At 44.3% G+C, this 14,768-nt stretch carries 14 protein-coding genes and 1 pseudogene; 4 read left to right on the forward strand and 11 right to left on the reverse strand.

The window, feature by feature from the left end:
- Position 1 precedes the first annotated feature (1 nt).
- The 8 genes and pseudogenes from AB6E08_RS05835 to AB6E08_RS05870 all read right to left on the reverse strand — a co-directional run bounded on the left by AB6E08_RS05835 (position 2) and on the right by AB6E08_RS05870 (position 8,412).
- Positions 2-1,432, reverse strand: coding sequence for a Sapep family Mn(2+)-dependent dipeptidase (locus AB6E08_RS05835; protein ID WP_017102431.1), 1,431 nt, complete (start codon positions 1,430-1,432; stop codon positions 2-4).
- A gap of 80 nt (positions 1,433-1,512) precedes the next feature.
- On the reverse strand, positions 1,513-2,226 hold the full coding sequence (gene rpiA / locus AB6E08_RS05840) for a ribose-5-phosphate isomerase RpiA (protein WP_017099276.1): 714 nt from the start codon (positions 2,224-2,226) through the stop codon (positions 1,513-1,515).
- Between the two features lie 73 nt (positions 2,227-2,299).
- Positions 2,300-3,795 (reverse strand): annotated as a pseudogene (gene tkt, locus AB6E08_RS05845) (transketolase); the annotation flags it as partial.
- Positions 3,796-3,805: 10 nt separating this feature from the next.
- Positions 3,806-4,759, reverse strand: coding sequence for a transaldolase (gene tal, locus AB6E08_RS05850; RefSeq protein WP_017099278.1), 954 nt, complete (start codon positions 4,757-4,759; stop codon positions 3,806-3,808).
- Positions 4,756-5,499, reverse strand: a complete 744-nt coding sequence (locus tag AB6E08_RS05855) for an HAD family hydrolase (RefSeq protein ID WP_372064018.1) — start codon at positions 5,497-5,499, stop codon at positions 4,756-4,758. The genes tal and AB6E08_RS05855 overlap by 4 nt, the downstream gene beginning before the upstream one ends.
- A 53-nt stretch (positions 5,500-5,552) precedes the next feature.
- The gene (locus tag AB6E08_RS05860; protein WP_372064020.1) at positions 5,553-6,713 is read right to left on the reverse strand and encodes an iron-containing alcohol dehydrogenase; all 1,161 of its coding nucleotides are present in this window, start codon (positions 6,711-6,713) and stop codon (positions 5,553-5,555) included.
- 115 nt (positions 6,714-6,828) lie between these two features.
- Positions 6,829-7,560 carry a ribulose-phosphate 3-epimerase gene (locus AB6E08_RS05865; RefSeq protein ID WP_009847987.1) on the reverse strand — a complete coding sequence of 244 codons (732 nt, stop codon included), beginning with the start codon at positions 7,558-7,560 and terminating at the stop codon, positions 6,829-6,831.
- A gap of 9 nt (positions 7,561-7,569) precedes the next feature.
- Complete coding sequence (locus tag AB6E08_RS05870; RefSeq protein ID WP_009847986.1) at positions 7,570-8,412, reverse strand: Cof-type HAD-IIB family hydrolase; 843 nt, start codon at positions 8,410-8,412, stop codon at positions 7,570-7,572.
- A 212-nt stretch (positions 8,413-8,624) separates the two neighbouring features.
- On the opposite strand from AB6E08_RS05870, the gene ulaR reads away from it, so the two are divergent.
- Together ulaR and AB6E08_RS05880 are read left to right on the forward strand one after the other, a co-directional pair.
- The gene (ulaR, locus tag AB6E08_RS05875) at positions 8,625-9,401 is read left to right on the forward strand and encodes an HTH-type transcriptional regulator UlaR (protein ID WP_012603034.1); all 777 of its coding nucleotides are present in this window, start codon (positions 8,625-8,627) and stop codon (positions 9,399-9,401) included.
- A gap of 422 nt (positions 9,402-9,823) precedes the next feature.
- Positions 9,824-10,036, forward strand: coding sequence for a cold-shock protein (locus AB6E08_RS05880; protein ID WP_004735656.1), 213 nt, complete (start codon positions 9,824-9,826; stop codon positions 10,034-10,036).
- A gap of 343 nt (positions 10,037-10,379) precedes the next feature.
- Here AB6E08_RS05880 and AB6E08_RS05885 read toward each other — a convergent pair whose 3' ends face one another.
- Positions 10,380-11,246, reverse strand: a complete 867-nt coding sequence (locus AB6E08_RS05885; RefSeq protein WP_009847984.1) for a YicC/YloC family endoribonuclease — start codon at positions 11,244-11,246, stop codon at positions 10,380-10,382.
- 282 nt (positions 11,247-11,528) lie between these two features.
- Between AB6E08_RS05885 and rph the strand changes: the two genes are divergently transcribed.
- Positions 11,529-12,245, forward strand: coding sequence for a ribonuclease PH (gene rph, locus AB6E08_RS05890; protein WP_009847983.1), 717 nt, complete (start codon positions 11,529-11,531; stop codon positions 12,243-12,245).
- A gap of 106 nt (positions 12,246-12,351) precedes the next feature.
- On the forward strand, positions 12,352-12,993 hold the full coding sequence (pyrE, locus tag AB6E08_RS05895) for an orotate phosphoribosyltransferase (protein WP_009847982.1): 642 nt from the start codon (positions 12,352-12,354) through the stop codon (positions 12,991-12,993).
- Between the two features lie 133 nt (positions 12,994-13,126).
- On the opposite strand, the gene lpxL is transcribed toward pyrE, so the two are convergent.
- Positions 13,127-14,077: an LpxL/LpxP family Kdo(2)-lipid IV(A) lauroyl/palmitoleoyl acyltransferase gene (gene lpxL / locus AB6E08_RS05900; RefSeq protein WP_017100199.1), complete on the reverse strand. Its 951-nt coding sequence runs from the start codon at positions 14,075-14,077 to the stop codon at positions 13,127-13,129.
- 22 nt (positions 14,078-14,099) lie between these two features.
- A complete protein-coding gene (gene slmA, locus AB6E08_RS05905; protein ID WP_017100198.1) occupies positions 14,100-14,690 on the reverse strand; it encodes a nucleoid occlusion factor SlmA in 591 nt (196 codons plus the stop codon).
- Between the last annotated feature and the right edge of the window lie 78 nt (positions 14,691-14,768).

Genomic DNA, 14,768 nt, shown 5'->3' on the forward strand with positions numbered 1-14,768 from the left:
CCTAAAGTGATATGAGAACTTTCACGTATATTGTTATTGCTCTTTTTAATGACTCGAGGCTGAGCCTTTCATTGGGCTCATGGACACGAGTCACATCACCAGGAAAAGTAGGTCCGAATGCCACACCATTGTTTAGCGCGCGCGCGTAAGAAGCTGCACCTTTGCTAAAGCATTGAGCGTCCATTTTGGTAACTTCGGAATAAGCTTTTCCCATTGCTTGGATAAGTTCACTTTCGGGTGAGAGGTAAGATAGAGGTAAGTACTGGTGTTCAATCAATCTCACTCCGTATTGTTGGGATACATACTGGAGTTGGGTACGAGCTTGATCGATAGTCAGTCCTTTAGGAAACCGAAAATCAAAATCCAAGTTGTAGCCATGTTGACTCAAATTGATGGAGGAGACACAGCATGTAGTCGACCCCATTTCATTATCTTGGTGTGCTAGCCCTAATTTCGAAGCATCATTGGAATCACTAAAACACGCGTCTAGTAAATCAATTAAATTTCGAGAGTTAGTGTCTAACCCTTCAACATGTCGCATGTGACGAACAAACTGATCCATACAGTTATCGACCTTATGCGGGTTGCGAGATTTCTCCCACGGCGTTGACAACTCAACGCAGTACAACTCCTTTTGTTGGTGGTTGTCACTTTGTGCCACATTGGCAAGAGTGACCGTTGCTGAAGTTTCAAATGTTGCTGCTACTTCAGCCGCTTTTTCTCCTGTCAGATAAATCGATAATTGATAGCAGGTGGATGTTCTGTCACGCTCACTTTCAATGCTTACGATCTGACAAGTTCCTAGGCCATTGTGAGTTGGGAATTCTCGTTGCAATGACGCATATAGGATGCCTTTTTCTCCATTAACGATTGGGAAGTCGCCATCTGGAGAGAAACCATAATCCGGTTGAGGGTTATGATTAAAATAATGCTCTACACATTCCCAAGTTGTCTCTTCTGCGCCGCCGATGATCACTCTTATTTTTTTGTCGAGTGTTACATCAAGCGCTTTAAACATCTTGAGAATATACAGACTGGCCATTAACGGGCCTTTGTTGTCGGTAACGCCTCGCCCCAATAAGTCATCACCTTGTTGGTGCATCTCAAATGCAGGGGTTAACCATGAGTCCAAATTACCTGCTTCTACCACATCTACATGATGCAATATGCCGATTTCTTGTAAGCCTTCGCCAAAGCTGATGTCCAAGGCATAACCATCATGATCACGGACTTCAAACCCTTCTCGTTTCGCCCAGTTAATGAGAAAGTCGAATGCGTTTCTAATCGGTAAACCAAAAGGAGCATTGGGTGAACAGCTGCTGATATCTCGTACAGAGGGAATAGCAATTAGCTCAGATAGATCACGCGTAAACGTTTCAATATTTGAATCAAAATAGCGCAGTGTTTGAGCTGAAAAATTGCTTTCCGTCATGTTTTATTCCTAAATTATCCTTACTGACATGCTTGTAAATAGACTTGCAAGCGAGGTCTCATTTTGATTATAAATCCCAGCTATTGAACGTGTTGCTTTGATAATAAATACGTACCTTCTGCATTCGAAAAAGCCATGAAATCAGCCGATCTTTGCGCGAAAATACCGTTCTCGACGACGCCAGGAATAGCGTTAATTTGGAGTTCTAATCGTTTTGGTTCAGCGATGTCCAAATGAGCAACATCGAGAATGATATTGCCGTTATCAGTGGTGCAGTCTTGGCGCAACGTCGGGTGTCCACCAAGGCTTTGTAAGGCATTAAACACAGCGGTTTGTGCGGCAGGTAAAACCTCTACAGGGAGTGGAAACTTTCCGAGTTGAGTGACCAATCGACCGCTATCTGCGATGGTGATGAAGCTTAGCGCAAGCGTCGCGAGTACTTTTTCACGAGCCAGTGCTGCACCACCACCTTTCACGGTCATGCCGGTTGTAAGACCTTCATCAATGCCATCAATGTAGAAATCAACACGGCCACATTCAGATATGGATATCTCATTCAGCCCTGCAGAGGATAAAGCTCGACTTGAGCGAACCGAACTGGATACGCAGTGAGCAAACTCAGCGCCACTTTCTTTCAATAGTTGAATGAATACTTCAACTGTTGCACCTGTGCCGATACCAATCACGCTAGAAGGTGTTAGCGTTTTTAGGACTTGCTCTAAGGCTACTTTTGCAGCCTTAGTTCGCAGGCAGTCTTGGCTTTGGTTTTCAATAAAGCGTTGTGCCATGCTCATATTACTTCTCCAGAACCGCTAGGGATTTTTCAACGATGTTTTCAACCGTAAATCCAAACATTTCGAAGAGTTGTTCTACTTGGTCGCAAGGACGCCAAGTGCTCATGTTTGGGGTAAGTCGAAGCGATGCGATTTGTTCAACCGGTTGGTGTGTCGGACCATCTTCCCCCAAACCGATAGAGTCATGGGTATAAACGAAGATACTGCGTTGCTTCATTAGTGCTGCCATACGAAGCGCGTTACGAGCGTACTCCATGAACATCAAGAACGTACCGCCGTATGGGATAAAGCCTCCATGCAACGCCACGCCATTCATCATTGCAGACATCGCAAATTCACGAACGCCGTAACTCAAGTAGTTTCCTGACGCATCTTGAGCGGTAATTGCTTTTGAGCCTGACCAGTTAGTTAAGTTTGAAGGGGTTAAATCGGCAGAACCTCCCAAAAACTCTGGCAGTAATGGTCCGAATGCTTCAATAGTATTTTGTGATGCTTTGCGAGTCGCGATGGTTTGTGGATTCGCTTGCAAAGTCTGGATTAGGTCTTGAGTGTGCTGATCCCAATTTTCAGGTAATAGGTTCTGGCTACGACGCAAAAACTCAGCGGCTAATTCTGGGTGCGCCTCTTGATAAGCATTGAAACGTGTTTGCCAATCATCTTCATTGCTTTGTCCTTTCTCTTTCCCATCCCATGCTTGGTATACATCTTGAGGAATTTCAAATTCAGGATGGTCCCAGCCGAGGTTGAGTCGAACCAATGCGACTTCATCAGCACCTAACGGAGCACCATGACAGTCATGACTGGTTGACTTGTTTGGTGAGCCAAAACCAATCACGGTTTTGCAGTAAATTAAGGTTGGTTTATCTGTTACGGCTTTAGCTTCAGTAATTGCTTTGTGAATATCATCAGCGTTATGACCATCAACATCAGCAATAACATGCCAACCGTAGGCTTCAAAACGTTTTGGTGTGTCATCAGAGAACCAGCCGTCGACTTCGCCATCAATCGAAATGCCATTGTCATCCCAAAAAGCGACCAGTTTCCCTAGTCCAAGCGTACCGGCAAGTGAACATGCTTCATGAGAAATACCTTCCATCATGCAGCCGTCACCCATGAACACGTAGGTGTGGTGATCAACAATATCGTGGTCTTCACGGTTGAACTGTTCACCCAGCACCTTTTCAGCCAAAGCCATGCCGACACCGTTGGTGATGCCTTGTCCTAATGGGCCGGTAGTGGTTTCAATACCTGGAGCGTAACCGTATTCAGGGTGACCTGCGGTTTTACTGTGTAATTGACGGAAAGATTTGATGTCATCCATTGATAGCTCGTAACCAGATAGGTGTAACAAGCATAGATAAGCATTGAGCCATGGCCATTCGACAAGATAAAACGGTCGCGGTCGGCCCAGTTAGGGTTGCTCGGGTTGTGTTTTAGAAAATCACGCCATAGAACTTCAGCGATATCGGCCATGCCCATCGGTGCTCCGGGGTGGCCCGATCCTGCTTTTTGTACAGCGTCCATGCTTAGAACGCGAATAGCGTCAGCTAATTTAGTTCGTGTAATCATTTTGCTTCTCCTACAGGCGTGCTTCGATCATGGTTTCTAACTTGCCTTGATCGACGGCAAAGTTACGGATGCCTTCGGCGAGCTTTTCTGTTGCCATCGGGTCTTGGTTCATCTCCCAGCGGAACTGTGCTTCAGTCATAGCTGTTGGTGTCTCTTTGATGGTGTCACGGTCGGCAAAGAGTAGGCGCTCAACAGAGCCTTCTTGTGCTGCAAGTTGGTCTAAAATTGCAGGACCTATGGTCAAACGGTCACAGCCCGCTAATGCTAGGACTTCATCGGCATTACGGAAGCTCGCGCCCATCACAACCGTGTTGTAGCCATGATCTTTGTAGTAGTTGTAAATTTCAGAGACTGAAACGACACCAGGATCTTCATGAGGAAGGTACTCTTTTTTATCGGTATTGGTTTTGTACCAATCTAGGATACGACCGACAAAAGGTGAGATTAAGAATACACCGGCTTCTGCACAGGCTTTGGCTTGTGCAAAGTTGAACAGCAGCGTTAGGTTGCAATTAATGCCTTCTTTCTCTAGCTCTTGAGCTGCTCGAATGCCTTCCCAAGTTGACGCTAACTTAATTAGGATTCGGTCGTTACTGATGCCAGCTTCGTTATACATGCCGATAAGCTTTCGAGCTTTTGCCAAGCTTGCGACTCTGTCGAATGACATACGAGCGTCGACTTCTGTTGAGATGCGCCCCGGTACCGTTTTTAGAATTTCTAATCCAATGTTGACCGCCAGTTTGTCTCCAGCGTCGATCAACTGTTGTGATTTGTCGTTGCTTTGTGCTTTTGCCCAAGTGATCGCATCGGCGATTAAGTGATCGTATTGCGGCATTTCTGCGGCTTTTAGTACTAGAGATGGGTTAGTTGTGGCGTCTTCAGGTTGAAATGCAGCAATAGCATCAATATCACCTGTGTCGGCAACGACAGTGGTGTGCTTTTTCAGTTGTTCTAATTTATTCATCGTTCATTCTCGGTAAGTTGGTTTATCAATTGCAGTAGCGTTTGATCATTCATTGAACTCAGCACCACGTTGGCTAGCGAGACATCGAGGTGACGAGTGAGCAAATTGGTTACTGCAACTGTTGGTATTCCTGCCGATCGAGCCGCCATAATTCCAGGAGGGGAATCTTCGAAAGCGATGGCTTGATGGGCAGATACACCGAGTTGTTTTAATGCCGCTAAATACACATCGGGATGTGGTTTCCGTCTATCTGAGGCAATGTCTTCTGCTCCGATAAAACAGTCAAAATAGGGTGTAAGGTTCAAACGATTCAGAATTGGCATGTAATGTTCAGCCTCTGAGCTGGTGGCCAGTGCAATGCTCAATGAGTGTGATTTAGCAAAGTCTAGATACTGACGGACACCTTCTCGTTCTGTTATTGAAGCAATTAATTGGTAGGCATGAGCGATCACTCGATCGCGAATTTGTGAATCGGACAGCTTTTGATTCGACGCTTTGTTGAATAGTTGATAAAGGTAGGTTGCTGGCGCTGAGCTCCCAACTAGGCCAGCAACCTGGAGTGGCGAAACTTCAACGCCGTATGGTTTTAACAAAGCTTCCCAGGCTTTGAACATACAGGTTTCGGTATCGACGAGAAGGCCATCGAAGTCAAAGACCAACGCTTTCAGGTTACTGGCAATGAATTCCTCTCTTTCCAATTTCAAAGCTGTATGACCTAAAGTGTTGTTCTTGCACTCCATGTTTCAATCTCCATTTTCTTTAATTATGACAAACGTGAATTTGTGACTGTCGCTTATTCAACCAAACTGGCCTGCAATACTTTTTTCATTTCTTCACCACTGGTTAGTGGTAGATCAAAGCAAAAAGCCGGCTCCAACTTTTGAACATCTTCTTTGGTGACACCTACTTGAGTTAAGTTCGATTCAAGACCGATACGTTCAAGGAATTTCACAAGAGCAGCCGCTAATGATTGAGCTTTTTCTTCGGTACTTCCCACAGCACCAAATAACTCAGCCACTTGAGCAAATCTCTCTGGTTGCTTGCGCCATTGAAGTTGTACATAAGCTGGATAAACCACTGCGAGTGTTAATCCATGTGGTAGGTTTGTTTTGCTACTACCTAAGATTTCGCCTAAAGGGTGTGGTGCCCCCGCACCGCCATTAGCTAGCGAGATCCCGCCAAGTGTGTCTGCTTTCGCGAGTTGGCAGCGGCTATGTAAATCTGCGCCGTTGTCGACAACACTCGGTAGGTGATCAATGACAAGCTTCATTGCTTCTAACGCCATACCATCAACAAATGGAGATGGTCGAGTACCCGTAAATGATTCAAACGCATGTGAAAAAGCATCAAATCCGGTCATAGCTGTCATACGTGGAGGCAGTGTCAGCATGAGCTCTGGATCGATTAACGCTTCACAAGGGAAAAATTCAGGGTGAAACAGTGTTAGCTTTGCATGTTGCTCAAGGTCGGTAATCACTGCCGCTTGCGTCACTTGAGAGCCTGTTCCCGATGTTGTAGGTACAGCGATCAAAGGTACGACTTTCGCGGGTAGTGGGTTGACGTCCCCAAACGGTGAATCATAAGTGGCAAACCAATGAGCCCAATCTAGAGACTCTGCATTGATCGTTGCCGAAATGATTTTTGCTGTATCAATCGATGAACCACCACCAATGGCCAAAACCACATCACAGTTATTTCCGATGGCCACTTGGCGGCCAAGTTCAACGACGGTTGTAGGCGGATTCGGTACGACACCATCAAAATGAGTCACTTCAATTCCTTGCTCTGAAAGCAAAGTAAAAATGCGGTCATAGGCTGGCTTTACTGCATCAAAAATAGGTTCGGATACGACTAGGCAACGTGTGCCATATTGAGCGATAAGCTGACCTATTTTCTGAATCTCACCCGCACCAAAGGTTAGCTTGGTCGGTTGATAGTGTTGAAACTGTGTCATGGTTTAATCCTTGGTAGTGGTGCCAAACCCGAGCATAGAGGGGGGTAGGTTTAGCACCGTTATTTCTAGATTGCTGTGGCGCATCGATTCGATAGAAGCTGCGCTAGGCAATTACTTAAACGGTTTCGACTTCTTTTGTGTTTGCCGCTGCTTTATCTTCCAGTTGGTCGATTGCTGCGCGGAAGTCACGAACGCCTGCTGTGATGCCGTCTTTGTGGCCAAAGATATTTGTCGATGCAACCATCACGTCAATATCTTCATTAAGCAGTTCTTCGATGTTGTGGTTACGGATACCGCCATCAACACATAGCTCACAGTTAGGGTTGCGTTCGTTGATGAGTTCACGTGCTTCGCGGATCATTGCAATCGCAGATTTGCGCCATAACCATTCATCATCGCCATCAGTAATGCCGTGAATAACAATGTGTAAACGGTCTAGGTAGTAGATAGATTCTTTAACAAATGACACTGGCGTTAATGCACCAACGGTTAAACCAAATTTCATTCCGTGGTTTTGACAGTACTTAATGATGTAACACAGAGGAGCACCGATAAAATGCTCAGCTGGTAGAATCAGCATGTCTGCACCAGCAGCAGCGATTTTATCGATAAATAATTTGTCGCAATCTTTGAAGTAAGCGTGAACTTCAATTGGCTTTTCAGTGTAAGGACGAATGCCTTCAACAATTTGATGCCCCCCCATCAATTGCAGGTTTTTCAGGTCATGCATATCTGCTGCATCACAGTGGATGTAATCGGCACCAGCATCAGATACTTCTTTCACTACGTCTGCAATGTGGCCGTAATCTACGTGTGCTAATCCTGCGGCAATTTTTACTTTTTTCATGATTTATCCTTAGTAACTAAAAGTGTTTTGGCATGTGTGTTGGCCTTCTTGCACTATCAAGCGAAGGTACTGGCCAATTCCACAGCCGTTGTTATTGGTAACAATTAGATTAGCCATGCCTTTTAAAGCAGGGCTGGCATTAGCCATTGCGACAGGTTCTCCGACAAGTCGGAACATAGAGGCATCGTTGTCCCCATCCCCAAAAGCAATGGTGTTATGAGATGAAATTCTTTGGTCATTTAGCCACTGCTGAAGAGCGTGGCCTTTGGTGGCTGCTTTAGACGTAATGTCCAATTTATTCGGTGTTGATAAGTCAGCTTGGAAGTGCGTTTTTAAGGAATCTCGTAACTGGTTTAGAGATTCTTTGTCTTGGCTAGACACTAATACTTTGTATACATCGCCACTGCGAGCGATGAGTTCGGTCAGCGTTGGGATAATCTGCAGCTCCATTGCGGCATTAATAACCTCAGCCTTTTTTTCTAAACCCTTTGTATGAGTTGATTCTTTTTGAGCAAAGATGCCTTTACTTGAATAGATGGTGAAGGCGAAATGTCCATCATTCAGTAAGCTCAACAGACCCGTTAGTGATTCATGACTAATTGTGTGCTGATGTTGAACACGTTGTGTTTTAGGGTCATAAATATAGGCACCATTGCAGCAGATGATTGGTAGCGATAATTGAAGCTGGTCAACATATGGCATCATCAGCTGGTGCGGTCTACCACTCGCCAAGCTCACCTGATATCCATTATTAACTGCAAGACAAATCGCTTGTTTGTTAGTCACGCAGATCTGCTCAGCATCACTTAACAGTGTTCCATCTAAATCAATCATTACTGCTTGGTATTTCATTTTACTCTCCAGTGACTTCTCATGACGCAAATTGACTATAGGTGGTCAAATGCGGTCACGTAAAGTCATTTTTTGATTTATTATGAACAAAGCAATGGTTTTGATCACATATTTTGAGTCAAATTAATTCAAAAGAGTTCATTTTGAGAATCTAATTGCTCAAAAGTTCATAATGCGTCAAAATAATTCAAAAGAACTTAATGGTATGAACAATGAATGAAGCTCAGCGTCATAGAAGCTTGTTAGATCATCTAACGAGTCATACGTTTATAACGACAAATGACTATGTGAAGATGTTAGATATCTCTTTATCTACAGCTCGTCGGGACATTACAAAGTTGGCGGAAGAAGGGAGGCTGAAAAAAATCCGTAATGGGGCAGAGGTAATCAATTTTGACTCGTCCCTAGCCGCAACTCATGCACCAAGCAGCTTTATCCCCTGCGAAACAGATATAGAAAGCTATGTAGCGAAAAAGCGAATTGCTAAAGCTGCGGCAGATATGTGTGAAGAACACGACAGTATTATTGTGAGTGGTAGCAATACGACTTTTTTGATGGGAGAGCATTTAGCGCATCGTGATGTGCAAGTTGTGACGAATTTTATGCCATTGGCTTATCAGCTGATTAGTCAAGATCATCAAAGTATCATCATACTTGGTGGTCAATATCTACCCGAACGTCAGATCACTATTTCTCCAGATGAAGAAGCAGCAGATGACCATAAAAGTCGTTTTGTCTTCTTTACGGGTACGGGTGTTACGACAGCTGGTGTGCATACCTCTGATCTATTGGTCTATATGGCAGAGAAAAAGCTGCTGGAGTATGGTGATCGTATTGTGGCTCTGATAGATAGCAGCAAAGTAGGTAAACATGGTGGAAAGTTACTCGCTACCGCTTCTCAGATTGACACATTGATTACAGATGACGGCGCTGACCCTAAGGTGCTTGATGCTTTACGAGAACTTGGTGTGAAGATACAGGTAGTTTAGTTACGTGGAGAGTGCTGCCACGGCGCTTGTTTTTGCTTTTGTCGTACTCTTGATTCTAGTAGGACATTATTACTGGCCGTGTGTGTTGCCCGAACCAAACCGCGGAAGAGTAAATTTCTTCAGATCATAGCTTTGTAAATGAAGTTCAGTGATGTTGTGGGGCTGAATAGAAGTTAATTGAACAAAAAATAGTCATTTTATTCAAATAACGCTTTACAACCTGGTCAGGATCACCAAGAATGTGCTTGCTCTGTTTTCAGGGTTATTAAATGAAACATCCAGTTGTAAAGTAAAACCCTTAGTATTGCTTCATTGTTATTCTCAGTGTTTCCCTTGGCTTCATAGATACATTAAATAATTCAAGCTTTCAGCGCATCGCACTTTTGGCGATTAATTTTTTATTTTTATATAAGGGACACATCATGTCTAACAAAACAAACGGCGTAGTAAAATGGTTTAACGAAGAGAAAGGCTTCGGTTTCCTAACTCAAGACAACGGCGGCGCTGACGTATTCGTACACTTCCGTGCAATCGCTTCTGAAGGTTTCAAGACTCTTAAAGAAGGCCAACAAGTGTCTTTCGAAGTAGAGCAAGGCCAAAAAGGTCTTCAAGCTGCAAACGTTGTAGCTCTATAAGATTTTAAGTCGGCGCAGTTTGCAATAGCAACTTGCGTCACTTTCTCTTTCAAACCAGTTTTCCCTCAGTTTTACCGTAACATTCTTCTCCACTTGCAACACCTCCTCTAAATATTAAAAATCCTTTTGTACATCTGTTCCGTTCTATCTATCGCTGTATCTATTTTTTGTACTAAGTACATCTCCGGCGTAATAATTTGCTCACTTAGTCATCCTGATTGTCATTATTGTATCCATAAAAAAAGCCCCTAAAACTAGGAGCTTATCTTGATCTAATCAACACTGTTAGTTAATCAACACTGATTCAGCTAGTGGCTATCCACAGTGTGTTACTGACGAACTGTTATTCAATGTTCTGGATCTGCTCACGCATCTGTTCGATAAGAACTTTAAGCTCCACGCCCGATGCTGTGATGTCTGTGCTGATAGACTTAGATGCTAGCGTGTTTGATTCACGGTTGAACTCTTGCATCATGAAGTCAAGTTTACGGCCACAAGCGCCACCTTTCTTCAATACTACATTCGCTTCTTTCACGTGAGAGTCTAGACGGTCTAGTTCTTCTGCTACGTCTGACTTCTGAGCCAGTAGGATCAGCTCTTGCTCAACACGAGAACCTTCAAGTTCAATCTTCGCATCTTCAAATTTGGTAAGAAGACGCTCACGTTGCCATTCTAGGATCTCAGGCATGCGTGCACGAACTTTAACGACTTCTTCAGTGATCGCATCTAAACGCTGAACGATGAGCGCTTTCATGTTTTCGCCTTCACGAGCACGAGCGTCAATGAACTCTGCGATTGCATCGTTGAATGCTTCAAGTAGATCTTTGTTGATGGCATCCATGTCTTGCTCTGGCGTTTCCATTACGCCAGGCCAGTTCATGATTTGGAATGGGTTCAGACGGCTGTCTTCACCTGTCATCGTCATTACTTGGTTAGCAGCATTGATTACTTGCTGAGCCAAACCTTCGTTGATGCTTAGCTCGCCTTTCGCTGCTGGGTTTGCTTCAAAACGTAGGTTACATTCAACCTTGCCGCGAGCTAGACGCTTACGGAAACGCTCACGTAAGATTGGCTCTAAACCACGGAACTGTTCAGGCATACGGAAGTAAGTTTCTAGGTAGCGTTGGTTTACACTACGGATTTCCCATACTGCTGTACCCCAATCGCCTTTTACTTCTTTGCGTGCGTACGCGGTCATACTATAAATCATCGAATTTTCCTGTCTTTTATCATTCTGAAAATAACGCGCACGCATAGTATCACGATATGGTGTGCTCCCGAAGCTTGTCGATTTTCCGTTATAAATAGCCTTCACGGTAAGTATCTTTGAGTCGTAAGTCGCTTTAAGTAGTAGGCCACTTTGAATGGTAAATAGATTTGAAAGATAAACTGCTATATAATCTTGCCCCAATCAAAACTGTCTCACCCCTTTCTTAGGTGATGCACTCTTTCGATAGTAAATCACTTCAGACTGTTAATAAGGTAGATACCAATGCGTCCAAATGACCGCGCTGTAGATCAAATTCGTCCAATTAAAATTACTCGTAACTACACTGCTTATGCTGAAGGTTCTGTATTAGTTGAGTTCGGCAACACTAAAGTTCTATGTAATGCGACGGTAGAAGAAAACGTACCGCGTTGGTTAAAAGGCCAAGGAAAGGGTTGGGTAACCGCTGAATACGGCATGCTGCCACGTGCAACGCACACTCGTAACCGTCGTGAAGCGGCGAGCGGTAAGCAAGGTGGTCGTACTATGGAAATCCAACGTCTGATCGCTCGTAGCCTACGTGCTGTTGTTGACCTGAAAGTAATGGGTGAAATCATGATCACTGTCGATTGTGATGTTATCCAAGCAGACGGCGGTACTCGTACTGCTTCTATCTCAGGTGCAAGCGTTGCAATGGCTGATGCTATCAACAGCCTACTAGCAAGCGGCAAACTGAAGAAGAACCCAATGAAAGGCCACGTAGCGGCAGTTTCAGTGGGCATCGTTGGTGCACAAGCACTGTGTGACCTTGAGTACGTTGAAGACTCAGCAGCCGATACCGATATGAACGTTGTAATGACGGAAGACGGTAAGATGATTGAGATTCAAGGCACCGCAGAAGGCGAACCGTTCAGCCACGAAGAGCTGATGCAGCTTTTAGCCCTGGCAAATAAGGGCATTGCCGATATCGTCGAAGCGCAGAAAGCTGCGTTGGCCGACTAGTTTTTTAGATAGCTCCTTTCACAGGAGCTATTTTTTTGTCTGTAAAACCCGAAAGGGTAGTGCAGAGCGTAAGTTAAGTTTTATTGAATAAACGTAGAGGAAGAACATGAAAGCATATCAACGTGAATTTATTGAATTTGCACTAGAGAAAGAAGTACTTAAGTTTGGTGAGTTTACTTTAAAGTCTGGCCGTAAGAGCCCTTACTTCTTCAATGCTGGATTGTTTAATACAGGTCGTGACCTAGCACGCTTAGGTCGCTTCTACGCAGCAGCATTGGCTGATTCAGGTATTGAGTTCGATGTACTATTTGGCCCTGCATACAAAGGTATTCCAATCGCAACAACAACAGCGGTTGCACTGGCAGATCACCATGATGTGGACACGCCTTACTGCTTCAACCGTAAAGAAGCGAAAAACCACGGTGAAGGTGGCAACCTAGTGGGTAGCGAACTTGAAGGTCGCATCATGTTAGTGGATGACGTGATCACTGCAGGTACTGCGATCCGTGAGTCGATGGAAATCATCCAAGCAAACGGCGCTGACTTAGCGGGTGTTCTGGTTGCGATTGACCGTCAAGAGAAAGGCAAAGGTGAATTGTCTGCGATTCAGGAAGTAGAGCGCGACTTCGGCTGTGCGATTATCTCAATCGTTAGCCTGACTGATTTAGTGACTTTTCTTGAAGAGAAAGGCACAGACGCAGCACATCTTGATTCAGTAAAAGCGTACCGAACTCAATACGGAATCTAATTCGTAAACTGAAGAAGTTGAACCTAATGGTTTAGTGCCTTAGGTTTAGAGCTTAAAAAAGAAAAATGCCCGAGAGATGAAACTCTTTCGGGCATTTTTTTACTTAAATCTTATTGGACAGAACAAGGCTCGCTTACTTGTAACGAATGCCTTTTTCCGCCTCTGGATCTTCCATGGTTTTGAAGCGCTTGTGTAGCCACATCCATTGTTCTGGGGCTCTTAAGATAATCTTCTCAAGATAGCGGTTCATATACGCTGCTGCCGCTTTTTCATCTTTCTGCGGATAGTTATCTTCGATTGATTCGTCGGCCATGATTTCATATTTTCCGTCGGCATTTCTAAAGCCAGACCCAATAACGACCGCGCATCGACTGGTGTAAGCCAAAATGCTGGTTCCAGTGGTGGTGCTTGCATCCTCTACTGCAAAGAAAGGTACGAATACAGATTTATTGCGACCGTAGTCATGATCAGGGAGATAGAATAGGCGATCTCCGTTACGCAGAACACGTATCATCTTTTTCACATCTTTACGATCAATAGTCAGATTGCCATTGTGGGTTCGGCCCCAAAACTGAATAAGGTTATATACAGCGTTGTTGTGTGGGCGATACACGCCATATCCATGTTGTCCGAGTACGGCAAAAGCGCGAGCGGTAATTTCAAGGTTGAGAGCGTGCACACAACAAAGTAGAACGCCTTTACCGTTTTTGCTATGCGATCTCATTACTGCAGTATCTTTATCAACCAGCAACATTTTAAATCGCCACGTAGGCCAAAACCAAGTAATGCCGGTTTCAATCAACGCTAATCCAGTATTTTTGAAGTTTTCTTTAACTAATTGATTTATTTCTTCTATGGGCTTTTCAGGAAAGGCTAGCTCCATATTACGAGTTGCAATATCAACCCGTTTTTTACCAAAACGCACGCCTAGTAAGCCAAGTCGCTGCCCTAAGGAGAGCAACACACGGTAAGGTAGCAGGTTAACAATTAGAGCCAACAACCCAAAGCCTAGCCATACGGGCCAGTATTTAGGGTGCAGCAGTAAGAGTGAAAATTCAGGCTTATCATATGTGGTTTTGTTCATATATTTGGCTTAATGCTGATTACTATTCGATTTGTGCACTCAGAAGTGCCCAATACTCTTCAAAGTTCGCTGTCGGTTGATATTTGAAGTCCGAGCGAACAAATCGATTTAAACTTCCTTCAACCTGACCTAACAATTGAGCCGCTAAGATTTTTTCATCAACCGGGAATGACTTCCCTTCGCGAAGCTTTCTTTCTCGTAGAATTTGACGAAGTTGCGTCTCAATACGTTCGAAAAGCTGATTGATGCGATCGCGCAGGCGTTCATTTTCAAACATTAGAGCATGACCAGACAAAATTCGAGTCAGGCCTGGGTTACGTTCTGAGAAAACCAAGATAAGTTGTAGCACTAGGCGTATGCGCTCTAGTGTGTCTTTCTCTTCATCTAGAATACGGTTGATTCGAGACATCAACGCTTCTTCAATGAACTCGATCAAGCCTTCAAACATGCGAGCTTTGCTTGGGAAGTGGCGGTATAACGCAGCTTCAGAAACACCAACTTGCTTGGCCAACTTTACCGTTGTGATACGAGAAGCACCTTCGGTCGATTCCAACATTTGTGCTAGAGCTTGCAGGATTTCTTCACGACGGTTTGATTTTCGAGTACCGGCCATCTATTTACTTCCTTTCCTAAAGATGAGGATTGAGTGAAGCAGGATTATAAACACCATTCAATTCTGTTCCTAGTTTTG

The organism is Vibrio sp. 10N.247.310.24, from assembly GCF_041467175.1.
GTDB lineage: Bacteria > Pseudomonadota > Gammaproteobacteria > Enterobacterales > Vibrionaceae > Vibrio > Vibrio tasmaniensis_A.

What these genes read in the sequence shown, in the direction of transcription:
- AB6E08_RS05865 (WP_009847987.1), bottom strand. Translation starts at nt 7,560, where the DNA reads ATGAAAAAAGTAAAAATTGCCGCAGGATTAGCACACGTAGATTACGGC.
- AB6E08_RS05880 (WP_004735656.1), top strand. Translation starts at nt 9,824, where the DNA reads ATGTCTAACAAAACAAACGGCGTAGTAAAATGGTTTAACGAAGAGAAA.
- lpxL (WP_017100199.1), bottom strand. Translation starts at nt 14,077, where the DNA reads ATGAACAAAACCACATATGATAAGCCTGAATTTTCACTCTTACTGCTG.
- slmA (WP_017100198.1), bottom strand. Translation starts at nt 14,690, where the DNA reads ATGGCCGGTACTCGAAAATCAAACCGTCGTGAAGAAATCCTGCAAGCT.
- rpiA (WP_017099276.1), bottom strand. Translation starts at nt 2,226, where the DNA reads ATGAGCATGGCACAACGCTTTATTGAAAACCAAAGCCAAGACTGCCTG.
- pyrE (WP_009847982.1), top strand. Translation starts at nt 12,352, where the DNA reads ATGAAAGCATATCAACGTGAATTTATTGAATTTGCACTAGAGAAAGAA.
- AB6E08_RS05835 (WP_017102431.1), bottom strand. Translation starts at nt 1,432, where the DNA reads ATGACGGAAAGCAATTTTTCAGCTCAAACACTGCGCTATTTTGATTCA.
- tal (WP_017099278.1), bottom strand. Translation starts at nt 4,759, where the DNA reads ATGAATAAATTAGAACAACTGAAAAAGCACACCACTGTCGTTGCCGAC.
- ulaR (WP_012603034.1), top strand. Translation starts at nt 8,625, where the DNA reads ATGAATGAAGCTCAGCGTCATAGAAGCTTGTTAGATCATCTAACGAGT.
- AB6E08_RS05855 (WP_372064018.1), bottom strand. Translation starts at nt 5,499, where the DNA reads ATGGAGTGCAAGAACAACACTTTAGGTCATACAGCTTTGAAATTGGAA.
- AB6E08_RS05870 (WP_009847986.1), bottom strand. Translation starts at nt 8,412, where the DNA reads ATGAAATACCAAGCAGTAATGATTGATTTAGATGGAACACTGTTAAGT.
- AB6E08_RS05860 (WP_372064020.1), bottom strand. Translation starts at nt 6,713, where the DNA reads ATGACACAGTTTCAACACTATCAACCGACCAAGCTAACCTTTGGTGCG.
- AB6E08_RS05885 (WP_009847984.1), bottom strand. Translation starts at nt 11,246, where the DNA reads ATGATTTATAGTATGACCGCGTACGCACGCAAAGAAGTAAAAGGCGAT.
- rph (WP_009847983.1), top strand. Translation starts at nt 11,529, where the DNA reads ATGCGTCCAAATGACCGCGCTGTAGATCAAATTCGTCCAATTAAAATT.